The 18,021-nt window shown below is 63.4% G+C and carries 17 protein-coding genes; 12 read left to right on the top strand and 5 right to left on the bottom strand.

Translation table 11 applies throughout. The features are described from left to right. Positions 1-89: 89 nt before the first annotated feature. From adhP to CAPP_RS10075, 9 genes are all read left to right on the top strand, one after another. Positions 90-1,121 carry an alcohol dehydrogenase AdhP gene (gene adhP, locus CAPP_RS10115; protein WP_076599042.1) on the top strand — a complete coding sequence of 344 codons (1,032 nt, stop codon included), beginning with the start codon at positions 90-92 and terminating at the stop codon, positions 1,119-1,121. A 63-nt stretch (positions 1,122-1,184) separates the two neighbouring features. Then, positions 1,185-1,583, top strand: coding sequence for a DUF4265 domain-containing protein (locus tag CAPP_RS10110; protein ID WP_076599041.1), 399 nt, complete (start codon positions 1,185-1,187; stop codon positions 1,581-1,583). 14 nt (positions 1,584-1,597) lie between these two features. Next, positions 1,598-2,437 carry a sulfurtransferase gene (locus tag CAPP_RS10105; RefSeq protein WP_076599040.1) on the top strand — a complete coding sequence of 280 codons (840 nt, stop codon included), beginning with the start codon at positions 1,598-1,600 and terminating at the stop codon, positions 2,435-2,437. Positions 2,438-2,647: 210 nt separating this feature from the next. Then, complete coding sequence (locus CAPP_RS10100) at positions 2,648-4,018, top strand: TtfA family protein (RefSeq protein ID WP_076599039.1); 1,371 nt, start codon at positions 2,648-2,650, stop codon at positions 4,016-4,018. Between the two features lie 11 nt (positions 4,019-4,029). Beyond that, complete coding sequence (pyrE, locus tag CAPP_RS10095; RefSeq protein WP_076599038.1) at positions 4,030-4,602, top strand: orotate phosphoribosyltransferase; 573 nt, start codon at positions 4,030-4,032, stop codon at positions 4,600-4,602. Beyond that, on the top strand, positions 4,589-5,278 hold the full coding sequence (locus CAPP_RS10090) for a TrmH family RNA methyltransferase (RefSeq protein ID WP_076599037.1): 690 nt from the start codon (positions 4,589-4,591) through the stop codon (positions 5,276-5,278). The genes pyrE and CAPP_RS10090 overlap by 14 nt, the downstream gene beginning before the upstream one ends. A gap of 49 nt (positions 5,279-5,327) precedes the next feature. Next, complete coding sequence (locus CAPP_RS10085) at positions 5,328-6,491, top strand: glycoside hydrolase family 76 protein (protein WP_290172878.1); 1,164 nt, start codon at positions 5,328-5,330, stop codon at positions 6,489-6,491. 112 nt (positions 6,492-6,603) lie between these two features. Further along, positions 6,604-7,638 carry a class II fructose-bisphosphate aldolase gene (gene fbaA, locus CAPP_RS10080; protein WP_076599036.1) on the top strand — a complete coding sequence of 345 codons (1,035 nt, stop codon included), beginning with the start codon at positions 6,604-6,606 and terminating at the stop codon, positions 7,636-7,638. A gap of 70 nt (positions 7,639-7,708) precedes the next feature. Next, the gene (locus CAPP_RS10075) at positions 7,709-9,136 is read left to right on the top strand and encodes an FUSC family protein (RefSeq protein WP_076599035.1); all 1,428 of its coding nucleotides are present in this window, start codon (positions 7,709-7,711) and stop codon (positions 9,134-9,136) included. Positions 9,137-9,719: 583 nt separating this feature from the next. On the opposite strand, the gene CAPP_RS10070 is transcribed toward CAPP_RS10075, so the two are convergent. Beyond that, entirely contained in the window at positions 9,720-10,541 is an 822-nt protein-coding gene (locus tag CAPP_RS10070; protein ID WP_076599094.1) for a PRC and DUF2382 domain-containing protein, read from the bottom strand. A gap of 427 nt (positions 10,542-10,968) precedes the next feature. Then, positions 10,969-11,754, bottom strand: a complete 786-nt coding sequence (locus CAPP_RS10065) for a hypothetical protein (protein ID WP_076599034.1) — start codon at positions 11,752-11,754, stop codon at positions 10,969-10,971. 47 nt (positions 11,755-11,801) lie between these two features. On the opposite strand from CAPP_RS10065, the gene CAPP_RS10060 reads away from it, so the two are divergent. Both CAPP_RS10060 and CAPP_RS10055 read left to right on the top strand, forming a co-directional pair. After that, on the top strand, positions 11,802-12,209 hold the full coding sequence (locus CAPP_RS10060; RefSeq protein WP_076599033.1) for an NUDIX hydrolase: 408 nt from the start codon (positions 11,802-11,804) through the stop codon (positions 12,207-12,209). Positions 12,210-12,752: 543 nt separating this feature from the next. Then, positions 12,753-14,039: an adenylosuccinate synthase gene (locus tag CAPP_RS10055; protein WP_076599032.1), complete on the top strand. Its 1,287-nt coding sequence runs from the start codon at positions 12,753-12,755 to the stop codon at positions 14,037-14,039. Between the two features lie 70 nt (positions 14,040-14,109). Here the strand turns inward: CAPP_RS10055 and CAPP_RS10050 are convergent, their stop codons facing one another. From CAPP_RS10050 to CAPP_RS10040, 3 genes are read right to left on the bottom strand one after another with little or no spacing between them, the layout of a single operon-like run. Next, a complete protein-coding gene (locus CAPP_RS10050; protein ID WP_076599031.1) occupies positions 14,110-15,684 on the bottom strand; it encodes a hypothetical protein in 1,575 nt (524 codons plus the stop codon). Positions 15,685-15,692: 8 nt separating this feature from the next. Continuing rightward, positions 15,693-16,277, bottom strand: coding sequence for an MFS transporter (locus CAPP_RS10045; protein ID WP_076599030.1), 585 nt, complete (start codon positions 16,275-16,277; stop codon positions 15,693-15,695). 19 nt (positions 16,278-16,296) lie between these two features. Then, a complete protein-coding gene (locus tag CAPP_RS10040; protein WP_076599029.1) occupies positions 16,297-16,962 on the bottom strand; it encodes a hypothetical protein in 666 nt (221 codons plus the stop codon). A gap of 156 nt (positions 16,963-17,118) precedes the next feature. Here CAPP_RS10040 and CAPP_RS10035 point away from each other — a divergent pair, with 156 nt between their 5' ends. Beyond that, positions 17,119-17,907 (top strand): DUF3710 domain-containing protein, encoded by a 789-nt coding sequence (locus CAPP_RS10035; RefSeq protein WP_076599028.1) that lies wholly within the window; start codon positions 17,119-17,121, stop codon positions 17,905-17,907. Positions 17,908-18,021 lie beyond the last annotated feature (114 nt).

Below are 18,021 nucleotides of genomic sequence, written 5' to 3'. Positions count from 1 at the left end.
CACGGGTCGTTTTCTATTTACTTTCCTCTTGGAAACTCCTAATGTGACTCGCAACATATTCACCCTCCGACTGGAAAGGAACCGTTGCGATGTCCACCCCAACCACCATGCGAGCCGCCGTTGCTGAGCAATTCGGCCCCGATGTCAATGTCCGTGACTTGGATCTGCCCACGCCGGGTCCCTTCCAGGCACTGGTGAAGCTGCACGCCTCCGGCATCTGCCACACCGACCTGCACGCCGTCGAAGGCGACTGGCCCGTCAGGCCGGAGCCACCGTTCGTACCCGGCCACGAGGGCGTGGGCGAAATCGTCGAGCTCGGCCCGGGTGAGCACACGGTGGCCGTCGGCGACATGGTCGGCAACGCCTGGCTCTGGTCCGCGTGCGGCGAGTGCGAGTTCTGCCGCACCGGCCGCGAAACTTATTGCCACAACGCCCAATACGGTGGCTACACCGTCGACGGGTCCTTCGGCGAGTACATGCTGGTGGACACGCGTTACGCTCCCCGCATCCCGGATGGCGTCGACCCGGTTGAGGTCGCGCCGATCCTCTGCGCAGGTGCCACGGTGTACAAGGGCCTCAAGGAAGCCCAGACCAAGCCGGGCCAGTTTATGACGATTTCCGGCATCGGCGGCCTGGGCCACCTCGCGGTGCAGTACGGCGTAGCAATGGGCATGCGCGTCATCGCCGTCGACGTCGCGGACGACAAGCTCGAGCTAGCCCGCGAGCTCGGTGCCGAGTTCGCTGTCAACGTAAAAGACCGCGACCCGGGCGAGGCGGTCCAAGAGTTCACTGACGGCGGCTCCCACGGCGTGCTGGTCACGGCAGTCCACCCGGACGCGTTCGGCCAGGCCATCGCGATGAGCCGCAGCGACGGCACGATCGTTTTCAACGGCCTGCCTCCGGGGGACTTCCCGGCACCGATCTTCGACATCGTGCTGCGCGGCATCACCATCCGCGGCTCGCTTGTTGGTACGCGCCAGGACATGGCGGAGGCCCTGGACTTCTACGCCCGCGGCCTGGTCAAGCCGCATGTGACTGCGTGCGAGCTCGACGACGTCAACGACGTGTTTGAGAACATGCGCAAGGGCAAAATCAGCGGTCGCATGGCGATCAAGTACTAGCCGGTACGGGACGGGAGCGCGTACAAGGGGCCGTCGATAAGCAAACTGCTCTAGACTGCATGCATGCAGCCGACCACGACAATCGTCACGCGAACCCCGCTGCCGGGGGTTGAGAACGAGGAACTTGCCGCTCACGACTTGGGCGGCGGCCACTTCGTCATCGCATCCGTGCCCTTCCTGGACACGAGCATCAACGTCGGCGACATCGTGGAATGCGTGAAGGTCGGCGGCCAGTTCCACGTCAACCGCAAGGTGGTTAGCGGCGGGGCGGAAACAGTCCGCATCCTGATCCAGTCCCCGGAGCCCACCGACATCCCGGAGACGCTGCTCGCGTTCGGCTGCCGGGTGGAGGTGGGGCCTGGGGGCATGCTGGGGGCGTCGATAAGCGCGGATGCTCCGAGCGAGGGAATCCGTGAGTGGCTTGAGGGCCTTCAGGCGCAGGGCATCATCTCCTTGGCGTAGCTACACTTGGCGCCATGAGCGTATTCGTGGCCTCTGAAGACCTGCGTGAACAGATCCGCACCGGCAAGAAGCTCACCGTTTTGGCCGCGCTGTGGGACGCCCGCGAGGGCAACGCGTGGTCCAAATTCCAGTCCGAACACATCCCGACCGCCCAGTACTGCAACCCCGCCGAACACCTCGTGGGCACGCCCGGCTCACAGGTGGGCCGCAACCCGCTGCCGTCGACGCAGCGCATGCAAGATTCGTTCCGCGCGTGGGGCATCGAGTCCGGCCGCCCCGTCGTCATTTACGACACCGGCTCCGGCGAATTCGCCTCCCGCGCGTGGTGGACGCTGCGCTGGGCCGGCGTCGAGGACGTCCATATTCTCGACGGCGGCTTCCCCGCCTGGGAACGCGCCGGCTTCGAGACCATCGCCGGCCCCGGCCCCGTCTCGGTGCGCACCGAACTCGATGTCGCGCCGGGCCATCTGCCCACCGCGAGCATCGACGACGTTCGCGCATTCAAGGGCATGCTTATCGACGCCCGCGACACCCCCCGCTTCGTCGGCCGCCGCGAGCGCCTCGACCTGAAATCCGGCCACATTCCTGGTGCCCGCACTGTGCCCGTCGAAGACCTCTTCACGGAAGACCGCATGATCAAGCCGGCGGAGGAGATCCTCGAGACCATGGCGAAGTTCGGCATCACTCACGAGACCGACCCGGCCGAAGCCATCGTCTACTCCGGCTCCGGCAACCACTCCTCAAAACTGCTCGCCGCCTTCGCCCACGCTGGCCTGCCGGTGCTCACACACTACATCGGCGGCTGGTCGCAGTGGTCCGCCAACCCGAAGAACCCCGTCGAGCGCGATATCTAACCGCTTTCCGCTTTGCGGCTGGCACCGCCTCCTTTCAGCCTCGCCGCCAGCGCCAGGTGAGAGCCCGCTGCAGCTATGCGCTGCATAGTTCCTGGGGTTTTGGGCGGGCTGCCGTAGTCACCGCTGAAGACCGAACCCGGCGCAGAACCCCGCGACAACTAGCCACGCCTGCCCAGTTCAGCGGGCATTGGGGGATACAGTTCTGTACTGATGGGTTACATACTTCTGGGACTGTCCGCACTCGCCCTTGCCGGGGCGGGTATTTTGTGGCGCGCAGATGTGCAGGAAAAAGGCTGCACCAGCGAGAATGGGACCACCCAACGTGACACCACCCCACTCGGTACTGAACCGGTGGCAGCGACCCTGACCGAAGACGTGCGCGATGAGCCGGTGCAGTTCGAAGAAGAAGCAGCTGAAGAGCCGCAGCCTGAACCTATGCAGGAATCGCAGCTCGAGGCTGAGCAGGAGCCGGAGCCGCAGCTTGAAACAGAGCCGGTAGACGAGCCAGTGGCCGAGCCAAAGCTTGGGCAAGAGCACGATCCGGAGCGTGAGACAGAAGTGGTGCTGGCAGAAGACTCCGACGAGGAGCGGGAAACGCAGCCCCGTCGGGGTGCGCTCGCGGGGCTGACCGGGGCGATCGGTGGAGTGATGCCAGGAAAGCTGCCGAAGAAGCTCCCGGCCAGTCTGCCAACGAAACTTCCGAACAAGCTGCCGGCCAGCCTCGCCGAGAAATTGCCCAAAAAGCTGCCCGGGGCCAAGCAGCGCAGCCGGAAAGAGCGCCGCGAGTGGGCGGAGGCGAACGGCTTCGAGTTCGCGAGGGAGGACGAGTTCCTCCAGGACGAGTGGAGGCGTGGCGCGGCGTCGGCGGGCGAGCCGGTCAAAGACGTGGTGACGGGCACGCGCTTCGGGCATGAGACGCGCATCGCGGACATCGGGGGCACGACGGTCGTGGCGATGGGGACGGGAATGGAGTCGGGGGTGGTCGTGGACATACGTCGTGAAGCGGATGCTGTGGGCGCCACCGAGGACCTTGTCGCGGTCGCGGAATTGGCGGGTTTCCGGGTGTTCGGCTCGGAGGCGGGGCCGGCGGAGCGGATGCTGGACATCCGTGTGGACACGGCGCTGGAGCTTCTTCCGCAGCAGGTCAGCGCGGTGTGGTTCGAGTCGGAGTGGGTGCTCGCGCAGCTTGACAGCGACGTGGGCGCGCAAGAGTGGGAGCCGGTGTTCGCGCCGCTCGCATTGCTTGCCGACGCCGCCCGCACCCTCCCCCCGCGCACTTGGCCCCACCTCCATTTCGAGCACCGCACCCGCGAGATGGGCGACCCGATCGAGTTGCCTACCGGCGGAAACGGTGGCGGGCATGAGGCGGGTCGACCGGTCGTCGCCAGGCCGGAGGAACCGCTCGAAATGCCCACCCGCACCACGGGCGGTGTCCGCGGCACGATGGAGTACCGCACGGTCGGCGGGGACGAGGTCGACGCTATCGCCACGGGAGAAGCGCGGGAGCAGCTTAACGACGGCACCCGCATCACCCGCCGCCCCCAACCCCCGTCAATCTTCGACGACGGCGACCGCGACTAATCTGGGGGATCATGAGCGAGAACACGGAGAACCCTGCAAACTCTGCAAACACCGGCGCGAAAGAGCGCCTCGCCCAGCTGGTCCGCGAGCTGGCGGTCGTCCACGGCAAGGTGACGCTGTCGTCGGGCAAGGAAGCTGATTACTATGTCGACCTGCGCCGCGCGACGCTGCACCACGAGGCGAGCCCCCTTATCGGCGCCCTGCTGCGCGAGCTGACCAGCGACCTCGACTTCGACGCCGTCGGCGGCCTGACCCTGGGCGCGGACCCGGTGGCCACTTCGGTGATGCACGCGGATGGCCGGCCGATCGACGCGTTCGTGGTTCGCAAGGAAGCGAAGAAGCACGGTATGCAGCGCCGCATCGAGGGTCCGGACATCGAGGGCAAGCGCGTGCTCGTGGTCGAGGACACCACCACGACCGGCAACTCCCCGCTCACCGCTGTGAAGGCGTGCCGGGAGGCGGGTGCGGAGGTCGTCGCTGTGGCCACCGTCGTGGATCGCGCGACCGGCGCCGCCGACGTGCTGAAGGACGCGGGCCTGGACTACCGGTTCCTGCTGGGCTTGGGCGACCTTGGACTCGCGTAGCCAGCGCGAGCCGAAGCCGCACGAGCACCCCGAGAAAGGCCCCACCGAGTGGCAGGAAGGCCGCCACGGTGTCGGCCCGTGGGAGGGGGAGTGGCCGGCAGATGCGCGCTACGACGAAGAGCTGCTGCGCAACGGCGACCGCCGCAATGTCGTCGACGAGTACCGCTACTGGTCGCTGGAGGCCATCAAGGCGGACTTGGACACGAGGCGGCATCCGTTTCATGTGGCGATCGAGAATTTCGAGAACGACATGAATATCGGCACCGTCGTCCGCACGGCGAATGCGTTTGTGGCTCAGGCGGTGCACATCGTGGGCCGGAGGCGGTGGAACCGCCGCGGGGCGATGGTGACGGACCGCTACCAGCACATCGTGCACCACGAATCGGTGGCTGACCTGGCGGAGTACGCGAAGGAGAACGACCTGGCCATCGTCGCGGTCGACAACACGCCCGGGTCGGTGCCGCTGGAGACGGCGGAGCTGCCCGAGCGCTGCCTGCTCCTGTTCGGCCAGGAAGGGCCGGGCGTGACGGAGCAGGCGCAGGACGCGGCGGTGATGACGTGCTCGATCGCGCAGTTCGGGTCGACGCGCTCCATCAACGCTGGTGTCGCCGCCGGCATTGCCATGCATGCGTGGATCCGCCAGCACGCGGATCTGGGTGGGGCATGGAAGAGCTAACGGGAAGAGGGGATCGTCGATAAGCTAGAAGCGATGTAAAGGAGGGCTTGTGTCGGAAACGTGGGCGCATCGCGCGGATCTCGCTGAAATGGCGATTGCTGAGCGGCATGCGACGAAGCTGTGGGGCCTGCCCCGCACAAACCTCGCGGTGGTGAGCTGGCCGCCGACGGCGAAAGAGAAGGTGTTCTTCCACTGGCATTACTGGTGGCAGGCGCACTACCTCGATTGCCTGGTGGACGCGGAAGCGCGGCGGTCGACGAAGGCGCGCCGCGCAGCGATCGTGCGCACCATCCGCGGAATCCGTCTGCGCAATCTGGGCAAGCTGATCAAGAACCGCTACTACGACGACAAAGCGTGGCTCGCACTGGCGCTCAACCGCGTGACGGAGTCGGACAAGGTGGCGCGGCCGAAACAGCTCGACGACCTCGAGTTCAACATCCTCGCCGGCCTGGATTCCGTGATGGGCGTGCTGCCGTGGCGCACGGACGAGAATTTCTTCAACGTGCCCGCCAACGGCCCGGCGGCGATCATGCTCGCGCGCACGGGCCGCATGGACAAGGCGCGGGAGCTCGTGGACTGGATCTTCGACAACCTCATGGACGATGACGGCCTCGTCGAAGACGGCGTCCGCTTGCTTGCCGACGGCCCCCGCATCACCCCCACCATCTACACCTACAACCAGGGGACTGTCCTCGGCGCGGCCCTGGAAATCGCGCTCTCCCTCGACGACAAGCCGGAGGAGCAGGTCTTCTACATCACCCATATCCGTTCACTGGTGCAGGCGATCTCGATGCATGTGGCCACGCCGGGCGGCGTGATCGATAACCCCGTGGACGGCGACGGCGACGGCGGCTTGTTCAAGGGCATCCTCGTGCGCTACCTCGCCGAGGTGGCGGTGCGTATGCCGGAGGACAGCCCCGCCAGCGTGAGCGCCAAGCGCGCAGCCGAGCGGCTGGTCATGGCGAGTGCGGAGGCGATGTGGAACCACCGCCTCGAAGTCGACGGCCTGCCCATCTTCCCCGCGCGCTGGGCCCGCGACGCGAAGCTGCCGCACAACTACTCGCTGGGGCCGAGCTCGATCAGCGATGCGCTGGGCACCTCCCGCATCTCCGAGCGCGACCTGTCCGTCCAGCTCTCCGGGTGGATGCTGCTCGAGGCCGCCGCGCGGGTGGCCAAGGCTCGCAAGGAGCGCGAAGGGGAGCAGCGCGCATAAAGTTCATGCGGGAAAACCCACGCGGGGGCATACTGGAAGGCGTAGAGTCCGCGCGGCTTTCACAGACACGTGGGCGCACGAGTGACTACCGAGTGAAAGGGAACCACACCCCATGCCTATTGCAACCCCTGAGGTTTACAACGAAATGCTCGACCGCGCGAAGCAGGGTGGCTTCGCGTTCCCGGCCATCAACTGCACCTCGTCCGAGACGATCAACGCGGCTCTGCGCGGCTTCGCCGAGGCTGAGTCCGACGGCATCATCCAGTTCTCCACCGGCGGTGCCGAGTTCGGCTCGGGACTGTCGGTGAAGAACAAGGTCGCCGGTGCGGAGGCTCTCGCGGCATTCGCTCACAAGGTCGCCGAGAAGTACGACATCAACGTCGCTCTCCACACCGACCACTGCCAGAAGGAAGTCCTGGACGACTACGTCCGTCCGCTGATCGCCATCTCCCAGGAGCGTGTCGACCGCGGCGAGCTACCGCTGTTCCAGTCCCACATGTGGGACGGCTCCGCCATCCCGATCGACGAGAACCTCGAGATCGCCCAGGAGCTGCTGGAGAAGGCGCACAGCGCCAACATCATCCTCGAGGTCGAGATCGGTGTTGTCGGCGGTGAAGAGGACGGCGTGCAGGCCAAGGCTGGCGCGAACCTCTACACCACGCGCGAGGACTTCGAGAAGACCATCGACGCCATCGGCACCGGCGAGAAGGGCCGCTACCTGCTGGCAGCCACCTTCGGCAACGTCCACGGCGTGTACAAGCCCGGCAACGTGAAGCTGAAGCCGGAGGTGCTGGATATGGGGCAGAAGACGGCCGTCGAGAAGCTCGGCCTCAATGCCGGCGACAAGCCGTTCGACTTCGTGTTCCACGGCGGCTCCGGCTCCGAGCCGGAGAAGATCGCTGAGGCGCTGTCCTACGGTGTGGTGAAGATGAACGTCGACACCGACACCCAGTACGCGTTCACCCGCCCGGTCGCCGAGCACATGTTCCAGAACTACGACGGCGTGCTCAAGGTCGACGGTGAGGTGGGCAACAAGAAGGCCTACGATCCGCGCTCCTACATGAAGAAGGCGGAGCAGGCCATGGCTGACCGCGTTGTCACCGCGTGCGAGAACCTCAAGTCTGTGGGTACGTCCCTGTCCAAGTAGACGCGTCTACAGTGAAGGTCAGGTCCCTTTCGGGGCCTGGCCTTTTTGTTCTATTTTGATTGAGATGCCCATGGAGAAAGACACCGCGCGCGAGCGCATGACCACGCGGGAACGCATGGCCGCGGTCGAGGATTCGGTCGAGGCGCGCCTGCGTCGCGTCCGTCAACGCCTCCTCCCCGCGATCCAAGTTGGGGTTGCGGCGGGCCTCGCGTATTTCATCGCGCACGAGTGGGTCGGCCACCCGCTGCCATTCTTCGCTCCCATTAGCGTGATCATCATTGTCGGGCTCTCCGGCGGCGAGCGCATCAGGCGCGCGCTCGACATGTCGCTCGGCTGCGTCCTCGGCGTCCTCGTAGGCGATCTCCTCTTCGCGCCACTCGGCGCCGGCGGGTGGCAGATCGCGCTCGCCGTGGGCGGGTCGCTCCTGTTCGCGTCGTTCTTCTCCAAATCACCCCTGGTGGCGAACCAGGTCGCGATCGGTTCGATCCTCATCGCGACAATCATGCCGCCGGGCGCCGAAGTCACAGGCATCGACCGCACCATCGACGCATTCATCGGTTCCGCGGTCGGCCTCGCCGTCGTCGCGCTCGTGCCGTCAGCGCCGCTTTCCACAGCGCGGCAAGAGATCGCCAAGGTACTCAAGATTCTAAGCTCGGTGCTTGACGACGTCTCCACCGGCATCTCCAACCACGATCTCTCCGAGATGACCCTCGCACTGGAAGCGATCCGCGGAACCCAGTCAGATATCGACGCGATCCGCTCCGCCACCAAGTCCGGCCGCGAATCCACCCAGCTCTCGCCGTTTCTGTGGGGCTCCCGCCGCTATGTCACTTCCCTGTCCCGGATGGTCCCGCCAACCGACAACGCCATCCGCTCGAGCCGCGTCCTGGCCCGCCGCGCCCTCGTTCTCGTCGAAGATCAGGACACCGTCTCTCAGAAGCAGCTCTGGATCCTCGACCAGCTGTCGTCTATCGCCCTGGACATGTCCGCCATCTTCGAAGTCAACGCGAAGGTCAGCCAGGCCCAGGGCATGCCCGCTTTGACCAATCGACTGCGCGCCGTCGCCGCCGAGACGGGCCTCGACGTCCTCGACTTAGGTGCCCAACCCCCGCGCGGCCCCTATTCGCCCTTTGAGGGCCCCGCCAAGGACGCCAATAACGCCGCCGCCGCGGAGGCCATGCACGCCGACAAGGCGTCCTCTGGTTCCGGCTGCTCCGGTGCCGAGTCGGCTTTCACGACCCCTCAGGCCGCTTCGTCCGACGCCATGGACGGCAAGGGCGGCGAGGGCGGCGAGGAGACCCAACCGGCCCAGCCCGCGCTGTCCGCTTCCGCGATCCTCGCCCAGTCACGCTCGTTGATCGTGGACATGCTGCAGATCTGCGGCTGGTCCCGCGAGTCCGCCGTCGCCGTGCTCAAGCCCACCTCGACCACGCCGGCCTATCCGCCCGAGGTGCGGAAGAGTTTCTTCACCGACGACGAGGCAGGTGCAAGCGAGTAGCCGCCGGGGGGGCCGGCGCTAGTTCTGCGGCTCGACGGCGCTCTCGCTGCCGTGTCAGTGAACGTTTTGAACGCTGAATTCCGAGCACCTAACGGGGTCCCAGGTCAAAACTTGGCAGAGCCAAACTATTTGGGGATTCAAGTGCAAATCGTTCACCGGGGGGCTTACCCATTGTTGATGCTCCGCCAATAGATGTCTGACCAGCGGCGGCCCTATTGGAAGATCTATGGCCGGGAGATCCCCGATCGCTAAAGACCTCGTTAAAAGGTGGAGGGGGTCCAGGATGGAAGAATCCCGGTAAGATCAATCAAGCCACGTCGTCTGCCTAAAAGGGTTCACCATGACTGTCAGCTGCGCAAGGGTACGGCACTGAAAGTCGAACAGCGCGGTCTACTCGCAAAGGTCGTATCGGAAGAGAGTACGAAAGAGCCCCGGTACCCGATCCCTAAAGTGAATCAAGCGCCGGGGCTCTTGGTAAGCTAGCGCGCTCCGCTAAAGGCGCAGCGGCAGCCTGTGTGGCCGGACTGACTGACGAAGGGGGCGTAGAGGAGGTGCCGGGGTCAATCAGCGCGACCAACGGCGACTACTTGTTGCGACGGGTCTCGTCGACAACGTTGCCGTCGGTCTCGATGCGCTCCTTGGCGACATCCTCGGTGACCTGCTCGGTCTCGCGGACGGTGTCCTTGTCCAGGGAGACCTTCTCGACTGGGACGGACTCCTTGGAGACGTCGACGCGGTCCTCGTGCAGGGTGACGGATGCTTCCTGTTCGCCAAGGTTGCCGTCGAAGTTAGCACGGTCAGCCTCGGAGATCGGCTCGCGGGTGACGCGGACCTCTTCGCGCTCAACCGGGACCTCGACGGTCTCGGTCTCGTGGACGACGTACTTGCGCAGACGGACCTCGCCGGACTCGACGCGCTGCTTGTCGACGTCCAGCTGCTCCTCGGAGCGGATGATCTCGCCGTTAGCGTCGCGCTGCTCGGTAGCAGCTGCGCGGTCGCGGTCGGCAACGTCGGTGCGCTCGCCAGCAGCGTAGCCAGCACCCGCGCCAGCGCCAGCAGCAGCGCCGGTCTCGTACTTGGTGCGCTCCTCGACACCCTCAAGACCGTAGTGGCGGTAGAAAGCCTCCTGATCGGCGTTGGTCAGGTGGCCGCTCTCGTCGAGATCCGGAGCGTCCTCGATGCGGTCCTTAGCGAATGCGAGGTGCAGGTCGCCATTCTCCAGGGTGTGGCCGCGCAGCGGGACGATGGAGTCGCCGCCACCGAACAGACCGTGGGAGACGGAAACGAAGTCCGGCTGGCCGGTGGTGTCGTTGACGTATACGTCCTGGACGCCGCCAACCTTGTCCCCGTTCACGTCGTAAGCAGTTGCGTTTGCAAGATCTTCGATGCGGTTGAAATCAGCCATTTTGTTCTGAATCTCCTTGTAAGTTTTGTCGGAATCGAACACAGTCCAACGTAACGACGCGCCGAGTCAGTTTCAGCGGCGCGGCCCGGAACCAGGTGTGTCAACCAAAAGTTTGAGGGCAGGTCATTCAAGTTTGGTTATAGTGTCGCGGCCCTCGGAATTTTCCTGCGTAAATAGAGGTCGCAAAGGTGCGGACGGGATAAAGGGGGCGGGATTGGGTCTCAGCGAAGTAACGGAATCGCTACTCCGTGTATCAAATAGCCCCAATGTGAGATAAATCACTTAACCAAGATTTGCGGAACCCACGCCTTTTTCGCGTCGCTTAAAAACCCCGGCGCCAACAGCAACGTCCCAGGGCGTCGCGCAATGTGGACCAGCGAGACCCCCAAACGTGGCAAAACGCAAGGAGAGCCAGCCCTAGTCAGCCCTACAATCCCCGCACCGCCTGGATATCGCGCAGGTGACGGTAGAAGGTGACTCGCTCGATCGGCCGCTTCGCGGGGACCCCGTCGACGGTGACCAGGATGGATTGGCCACCGGATTGGAGGGCACGGCCGGAGGGGGTCGAGGTGCCGTCGACGACTGTGCCTGGTCGGAAACGCTTCTTACGGATCGCCGCCGCGGCGAGCCCCGGTGCATGCGTGGTGGGCACGAGACGCGCGCCGAGCGCGTGGCCACGGCCGTCGTTGCGGACCAAGACCTCGTTGTCGACCACGATCTCCCCGATATAAGGCGCGCCCTCCGCGTGCGTCACGGTTGCGGACCCGGCAACGACGAGCCCAGCGTCGTTGCGGATACACGGAATCGGGTGCACAGGCCCGTGGACGGCAAGCTCGCGTGCGTGCTCAGTCACGCCCCACAGCACAGCAGCGGGAGAGGAGGGGTCCTCAGGAACGTACGCGACCTCGGCCCATAGGTAGTCCCCCCGCATCATGCGCGTGAGCACGGCGGACAGCGCGGCGTCGGAGCCGGAGACGATGATGCGGAGCCGCTCGTCGGGTTGTTGCGGCGCGCGCGCAGGTTCACCGAGGTGCGACACATTCGACGAAGCCGCGATCTCCTGCAGCGACGGCGTCGGGTCGACGGGGAGCACTTCGCGCGCGATCTCGTCGAGAAACTTCAGGTCGCGGCGCGAGGGAATGGGCGGGAGACGGTGGTGCTCGGCGCCGTTGATAAGCGTGCCCGCGCCGCACGCGCAGTGAATAAGCCGCATGCCGCTCACGCTACAAGCCGTGCGCCGCGCTTTGTATATTGAGGCCCATGTCCGCAGAAACTGAACCGATCCGCGTCTGCGCCGTCGTCTTCCGCGACACGCGCGGCCGCGTCCTGTCCGTCCGCAAACGAGGCACCAGCCGTTTCATGCTCCCAGGCGGCAAGCCGGGACCAGGGGAGACACCGCCCGAAACCGCCGTGCGCGAAGTGCGCGAAGAAATAGGCACGCTTATCGACGCATCCTCCCTCGCCCCTCTAGCCACCTTCCTCGCCCCAGCCGCCAACGAGGCCGGCTGTGACGTGGAAGGCACGATCTTCACGTGCGAGGAGCCAATCAACCCGCAGCCGGCCGCCGAAATCGAGGAGATCGCTTGGGTCGATCCGCGCAATCCTGCTGAAACCGACGTCGACCTAGCCCCTCTGCTGGAGACGAAGGTCTTTCCAGCGTTGGGGTAGTGGCTCGTCATTTCCGCCTCGCAAAACCTGAGGTGTCACGCCTGTCTCACAGTAACCCCGCGAGGTATCCGCGTATATATCCCTGAAATGAATCGCGGATACGAGTGACCTCGATTGCCATCTCACCTCGGTTGAACTGCTAATACGTCGACTTACATTGAGGACACTGTTTGTATGCATCTCGTCTAATGCGCATGCTGCGGCCACTGTCCTCATTGCGTCTCAACGTTTCTGCAGCCAGCCGCCTATCCAACAGTGAACGCGGGCGGAGATGACCTCAAACCTCCTCGCATATTTCCCCGCGGGTTCCGCGTCGCATATCCCGCCTCAACTTGTGGTCAACCCCAGTGTTCTCGCTCCCCTTGGAAGAACCGCGCTTCAAAAACACCGTCCCCGGCGCTCACTTCGAAGTCCTAGGTGCATTGGCGCTACAATAACGCTGGACTTTTGCGGGGATTGGCCCGTCGTTAGCGGCGCGCGATAAACCGCAATGAGCACGCACACGACAGCTGCGACGTGCAGCGCGAATTAGGGAGCGTTTTTATGGCGGCCATCATCATTGTCGGTGCCCAGTGGGGCGACGAGGGCAAGGGAAAGGCCACGGACATTCTCGGCGGCAAAGTCGATTATGTGGTGAAGCCGAACGGCGGCAACAACGCCGGCCATACGGTGGTCGTCGGCGGCGAGAAGTACGAGCTGAAGCTCCTTCCTGCCGGCGTGCTCAGCGAGAACGCTACCCCGGTGCTCGGCAACGGTGTTGTCATAAACCTAGAGGCCCTCTTCGAGGAGATCGACGGCCTGGAGGCCCGCGGCGCGAACGCTTCGCGCCTGCGCATCAGCTCCAACGCCCACCTGGTCACCCCGTACCACCAGACGTTGGACCGTGTGCAGGAGCGCTTCTTGGGTAAGCGCGCGATCGGCACCACCGGCCGCGGCATCGGCCCGACGTACGCAGACAAGGTCGCGCGTGTGGGAATCCGCGTGCAAGACCTGTTCGACGAATCCATCCTCCGCCAGAAGATTGAGTCCGCCTTGGACGTCAAGAACCAAATGCTGGTGAAGATGTACAACCGCAAGGCGATTGAGGTCGAGGAGATCATGGACTATTTCCTCGGTTACGCCGACCGCGTTAAGCCGATGGTCATCGACGCGGAGCAGGTGCTCAATGCCGCACTCGACAGTGGCGAGCACGTCCTCATGGAGGGCGGCCAGGCCACCATGCTGGATGTCGATCACGGCACCTACCCGTTCGTCACCTCCTCGAACCCGACGTCCGGTGGTGCCTGCGTCGGTTCCGGCATTGGCCCGACGAAAATCACGGCGTCCCTGGGCATCGTCAAGGCGTATACCACCCGCGTGGGCGCGGGTCCGTTCCCGACCGAGCTTTTTGACAAGTGGGGCGACTACCTCCAGGAGACTGGCGGCGAGGTCGGCGTGAACACCGGCCGCAAGCGCCGCTGCGGCTGGTACGACTCCGTGATCGCCCGCTACGCCGCGCGCGTCAACGGCTTCACCGACTACTTCCTGACCAAGCTGGATGTGCTCACCGGAATCGGCGAGATCCCCATTTGCGTCGCGTACGACATCGACGGCGAACGTTTCGACGAAATGCCGCTCACCCAGTCCCAGTTCCACCACGCCGAGCCGATCTTCGAGACCATGCCAGCCTGGGACGAAGACATCACCGGCTGCACCACCTTCGACGAACTTCCTCAGCGCGCCCAGGACTACGTCCTGCGTCTCGAGGAGCTCTCCGGCGCCCCCATCTCCTACATCGGTGTCGGGCCCGGCCGCGCCCAAACCATCGTTCGGAAAGGCCTGCTGCCTTAAAGCCAGATCGGTCCCCGGAATGGCGGGTGGCAGCGCTGGTCTTAGACGTGCCCGCCAAGTGGTGCGCTAACTACGAAGTGCGTTCGCGCCGCCCTTCCACGATCGCCTCCCGGGTACTCTGGTTGCTGCGGTCCCAGTTGGACGCGAGGGATGCGAAGGTGGCGGAGTTCACGTGTGTCCACACATCACCGAGGTGGGACATTGTCGCCTCGCTCGGTGAAGCGCCCGTCTGATTGACGGACACGACTACGGCAGTGGCTGCGTCGCCAAAATTGGCTAGCGCTCCGCTGAACTCGGCATCGAACTGCACGCTTGGCGCAAGCTCGTCGGTCTGCGCGACGATCTGGGAAGAAATAGAGGATAGCTCGCTGAGATCGGCCGCGTTTGGCAACGCGTTGAAACTTTCTGAGAGTTGCTTGTATGCGTTGGCCACAGCGTTGTAGCGGTCGACCACCTCGCTTTGCGTCTTCGAGCCAACATCGATGGCCGTGACAGCTTCAGCGGTAGCGGCAGTGGGATTCGGGGCCTTGGCACTGAACCGGAGGTGGGCACGTGCTTCATCAACCTGGACTTGGCGCAGTTCGTCCCCTAGCTCCTGCATGAGGCTCTCGAAATAGTCGACGTCCTCGGGGCCGACTTGGTCAAACTTGCCGGCGTAGCGGTCTGCGACCTCGGCGAGCGATTGATACACGGCGGGCGACGAGCTGATAAGGTCGGCCGCATCGCGGGTGACACGGAACTCGCGGGTCTTGGGCCTATACGGATTCTCCCAATTTTCTAGCGCGTCGGCGCTCTCCTTGGACTTGGAAGATGTCTGCTTCAGCGACTCGGAAACAAAATCGCTCGCTGTTCCGATGTCGCTCGCCGAGACATCCTGGAGGATGCCCAAGCGCTCCACGGACGACACAGTGACGAGATGCGACTCGAACTCAATGCGCCTCAGATCGACGATGCCCTCGACCACGATGTCTTGGTCGCCTTCCTCCTGGAACTCGCTACCCATGAGCTGGGCGCAGTCGGTCGAGCCCTGAATGGCTTCGGCAGTGCTCGTTGAAAACACCGGAGCTCGATCTTGGAGAGTCGCGAACTCGTCGATAATGCCTCGGACGATGTCGTTGACAGCTGTCAAGGACTCGCTGGCAGCGTCGTTAAGAGCGCGGGGAGTCTCGTCCTGCCAGCGGGGATCCTGGATAAGGCCATTCACCGTCAATTCCGAACGTTCCAATCCGTCGATAACGGGACTGAGAGCTCCCGCGTAATCTGCGCTCGTCGCATTGACGGCTGTGATTTTGGGAGCGTGTGCGTTGACGTCGGTGAGCTTCTCGCGCGCCGTGATCAAGTCCTTTTGAGTCAGGCTCAAAGCCTTGCTGTATTTCGCCGCAATCAAGTCCGAATCCGCCCCGATCGATGCTTCAGCCGCGTCGATGATGTGCGAAGGAGCTCCGATCACCCGGTTCAACTCTCCGCACACGCCGCGGTAGAAATCGACGGCGGGATACGAAATACTCTTGTCGGCCATGTCGGCGGCATCCTCCGTCACGAGGATGTGGCCCGACTGCGCTGCGTTGAACGCGGTGTATCCGACCAAACCCAAAGCTGTGCCGGCGGCCGCCAAGCCGCCAATCAAGCGCCAATCCCGGTTCAAAACGGCTCCTAGGTGACGTTAGTTGCATGCCCGAGCGCAGATGCCAAGTAGAGAGCGAGGCTGGTCACGCCCAAGAGAAGAATGAGGGAAACGATGCTGGCACCCAGCCAGGGACGGTAGCCTCGCTCCAGCGACCGACGCGTGAAAATCGTGTGCAGTGCGACAGTTAGACCGACTAGCGCGACCGCGTATGCCGCGATCATCGTGCCGCTTGGCTGCAGAGACCAGCCGCCCTGCGCGACGGGTGTTAACGCGAGTGTTGCGAAAAGAGTCACGGAGAGAACGGTCGTGCCGAAGCTGATCGCATGTCGGCTCCACCCGCTACGTTCGTTGGGAAGACTCGACATCTCGTTGACGCGGTCAGCTTGATCCTGTGTCGGCCGCGACCGCGAGAACCAGTGGTTGTCCTCAGTTTCATCTGCCGGTGAGCCTGTCAGCAGCGAGTACCAGGGACGCTTCTTCCTCGTGCTGGTGACCTGTTCTTCGAGTTCCTCGACAGTTCGCTGGTGGTCGTACCAGTCCACATCTTCGTCTCGGGCTGACATCAGCGATTCCGACAGGTTCCCGTCGTTACGAAGATAGTTACTCTTCATTGTCTATCTTTTCTGCTTTCTACCGGACGGACTCGTTGGGGGTGCCCAGAAGTGCGTCATAGATGGCCTTGTACTCGGTGCTGTCGTATTCGCTGACGGCGTTTGGCCCGAGGGAGACGATGGTGGCGGCAATTGCCCAGGCATCTCCTACTTCGGCCTTGGCGCGAATGTCTCTCATTGCGTTGTCGTTGAAGGCTTTGGCAGCTTTGTCGTACTCACGCTGGCGGATGTCGCGCTCGTAATCGTTCGAGGCATTGTCGATCTCGCTGCGGAGAGTGCGGAGTTTTTGGATCTGGGACAGGCTCTCGGAGGCGTCTCGGCTGCCGGTACCGGCGGGATCAAAACCGCCGAACAGTGAACCCAGCATGTCGGCGAGGCCACCGCCCGATGGGCTAGAGAAATCGGCAGAGGCATCCTCGTTGTCAGAGTTCGCGCGCCTCCACTCCTGCAGGATGGCGGGCACCGTCTTCTCTGCGCGCTTGAGGCGGGCTGCCGCAACATTCTCCTCAATGATTGAGCGGACTGCTGCTGGTCCACCGAAATCGCGGAACTTGTTTTCGATGCAGGCGATCGTGGTGCCGTGCGAAAGCCGGTTCGAGACGGTAAGGACGTCGTTGTGATTCTCGCCGAGCACTCGAGTCAGATAATCGTTAGCGTTTTTGCTGGCAGTGCCGTTCTCGTCCATATTCGACCCGTACCCATCTATAGTGACGTTGAACCTTGATGAACCATACAATACGTCATCATTCAAGGCATTTGGGGCGAGTAGTCTTTCGGCAGTTGTGTAATCACTGATGCCTCCAAAGCGATATTTCGCCTGATTCGGTTTAAGGAAAAGATCATGGAAGAGTCTCTGCAGATCCCGGACGAAATCCGAGTTAGGGCTAAGGAGATCGCCTCTTCTCTACCTTCTCAACGTGATTTTGGGCCTCTCGATAGCTCACAAGTGGGCCCCGACTTCTTTGAAGAGCTTAAGTATCGGCCGGAGCGGCCGCGCGGCCGCCGCCATGCGATTGACTCGCTACACGTTTGGACCACGTCGCTGGCCTTTTATGCTCCCCAGGGCATTTCCGTATTTGAGGAAGTAGAAGAAGACATCACCGGCGAAGGAGATGAACCCGCCTCCCGCGAGGAGCGGGGCGATAAACCTACGGATCTAGTGAAAGGCGGGGACGAGAAGTCAACGGGCTCCGATGCGGAGCCTGATGTCCTGCACGTGTTGGTGCCTGAAGGTTTCACCGGCCAGGAGACGTGGATCTCGCTGAGCGTCTTCGCCGCTCCCCGTACCGAGAAATTGTGGCAAAGTTCGGGTTGGGAATATTCGTATCTCCAACTTCTCGCTGACAATGCCGAGCTCAGTCTTCGTGAAACTCCGTGGGGTATAGGAGTCAGTGCCCGGTACCCGAACCAACAAGTCGAAGTGATCGGAGTGGACGGACCGCGGTGGGTCTTGCGTGCGACTGTGAGCACGTATGGGGACATGTTGAAGGACTCTGGTTTGGAATTGGCCCAAGACATCGTCGAATCTGCCGTCGTGCACCGCGGGGTCACCGCGGTCGGTCCTGGAGAATGTCTGCCGATCGGGTTGATCGACAGGCGAAACAAGCCGCCACGCCCAGCCAAAGCCTAACCCTGTATTGCGTATGGAATACGTAAAAATGGCGTTGAAATTAACGAACGGTTAAGCATTATTCAATCTATTGAACTGCTGTTTACCTGGATTAATTAACGAATTGATCATTTG

Source organism: Corynebacterium appendicis CIP 107643 (assembly GCF_030408415.1).
GTDB classification, from domain to species: Bacteria; Actinomycetota; Actinomycetes; order Mycobacteriales; family Mycobacteriaceae; genus Corynebacterium; species Corynebacterium appendicis.
Note: the sequence above shows the minus strand (reverse complement) of the source record. Positions and strands in the feature narration are given on the sequence as shown.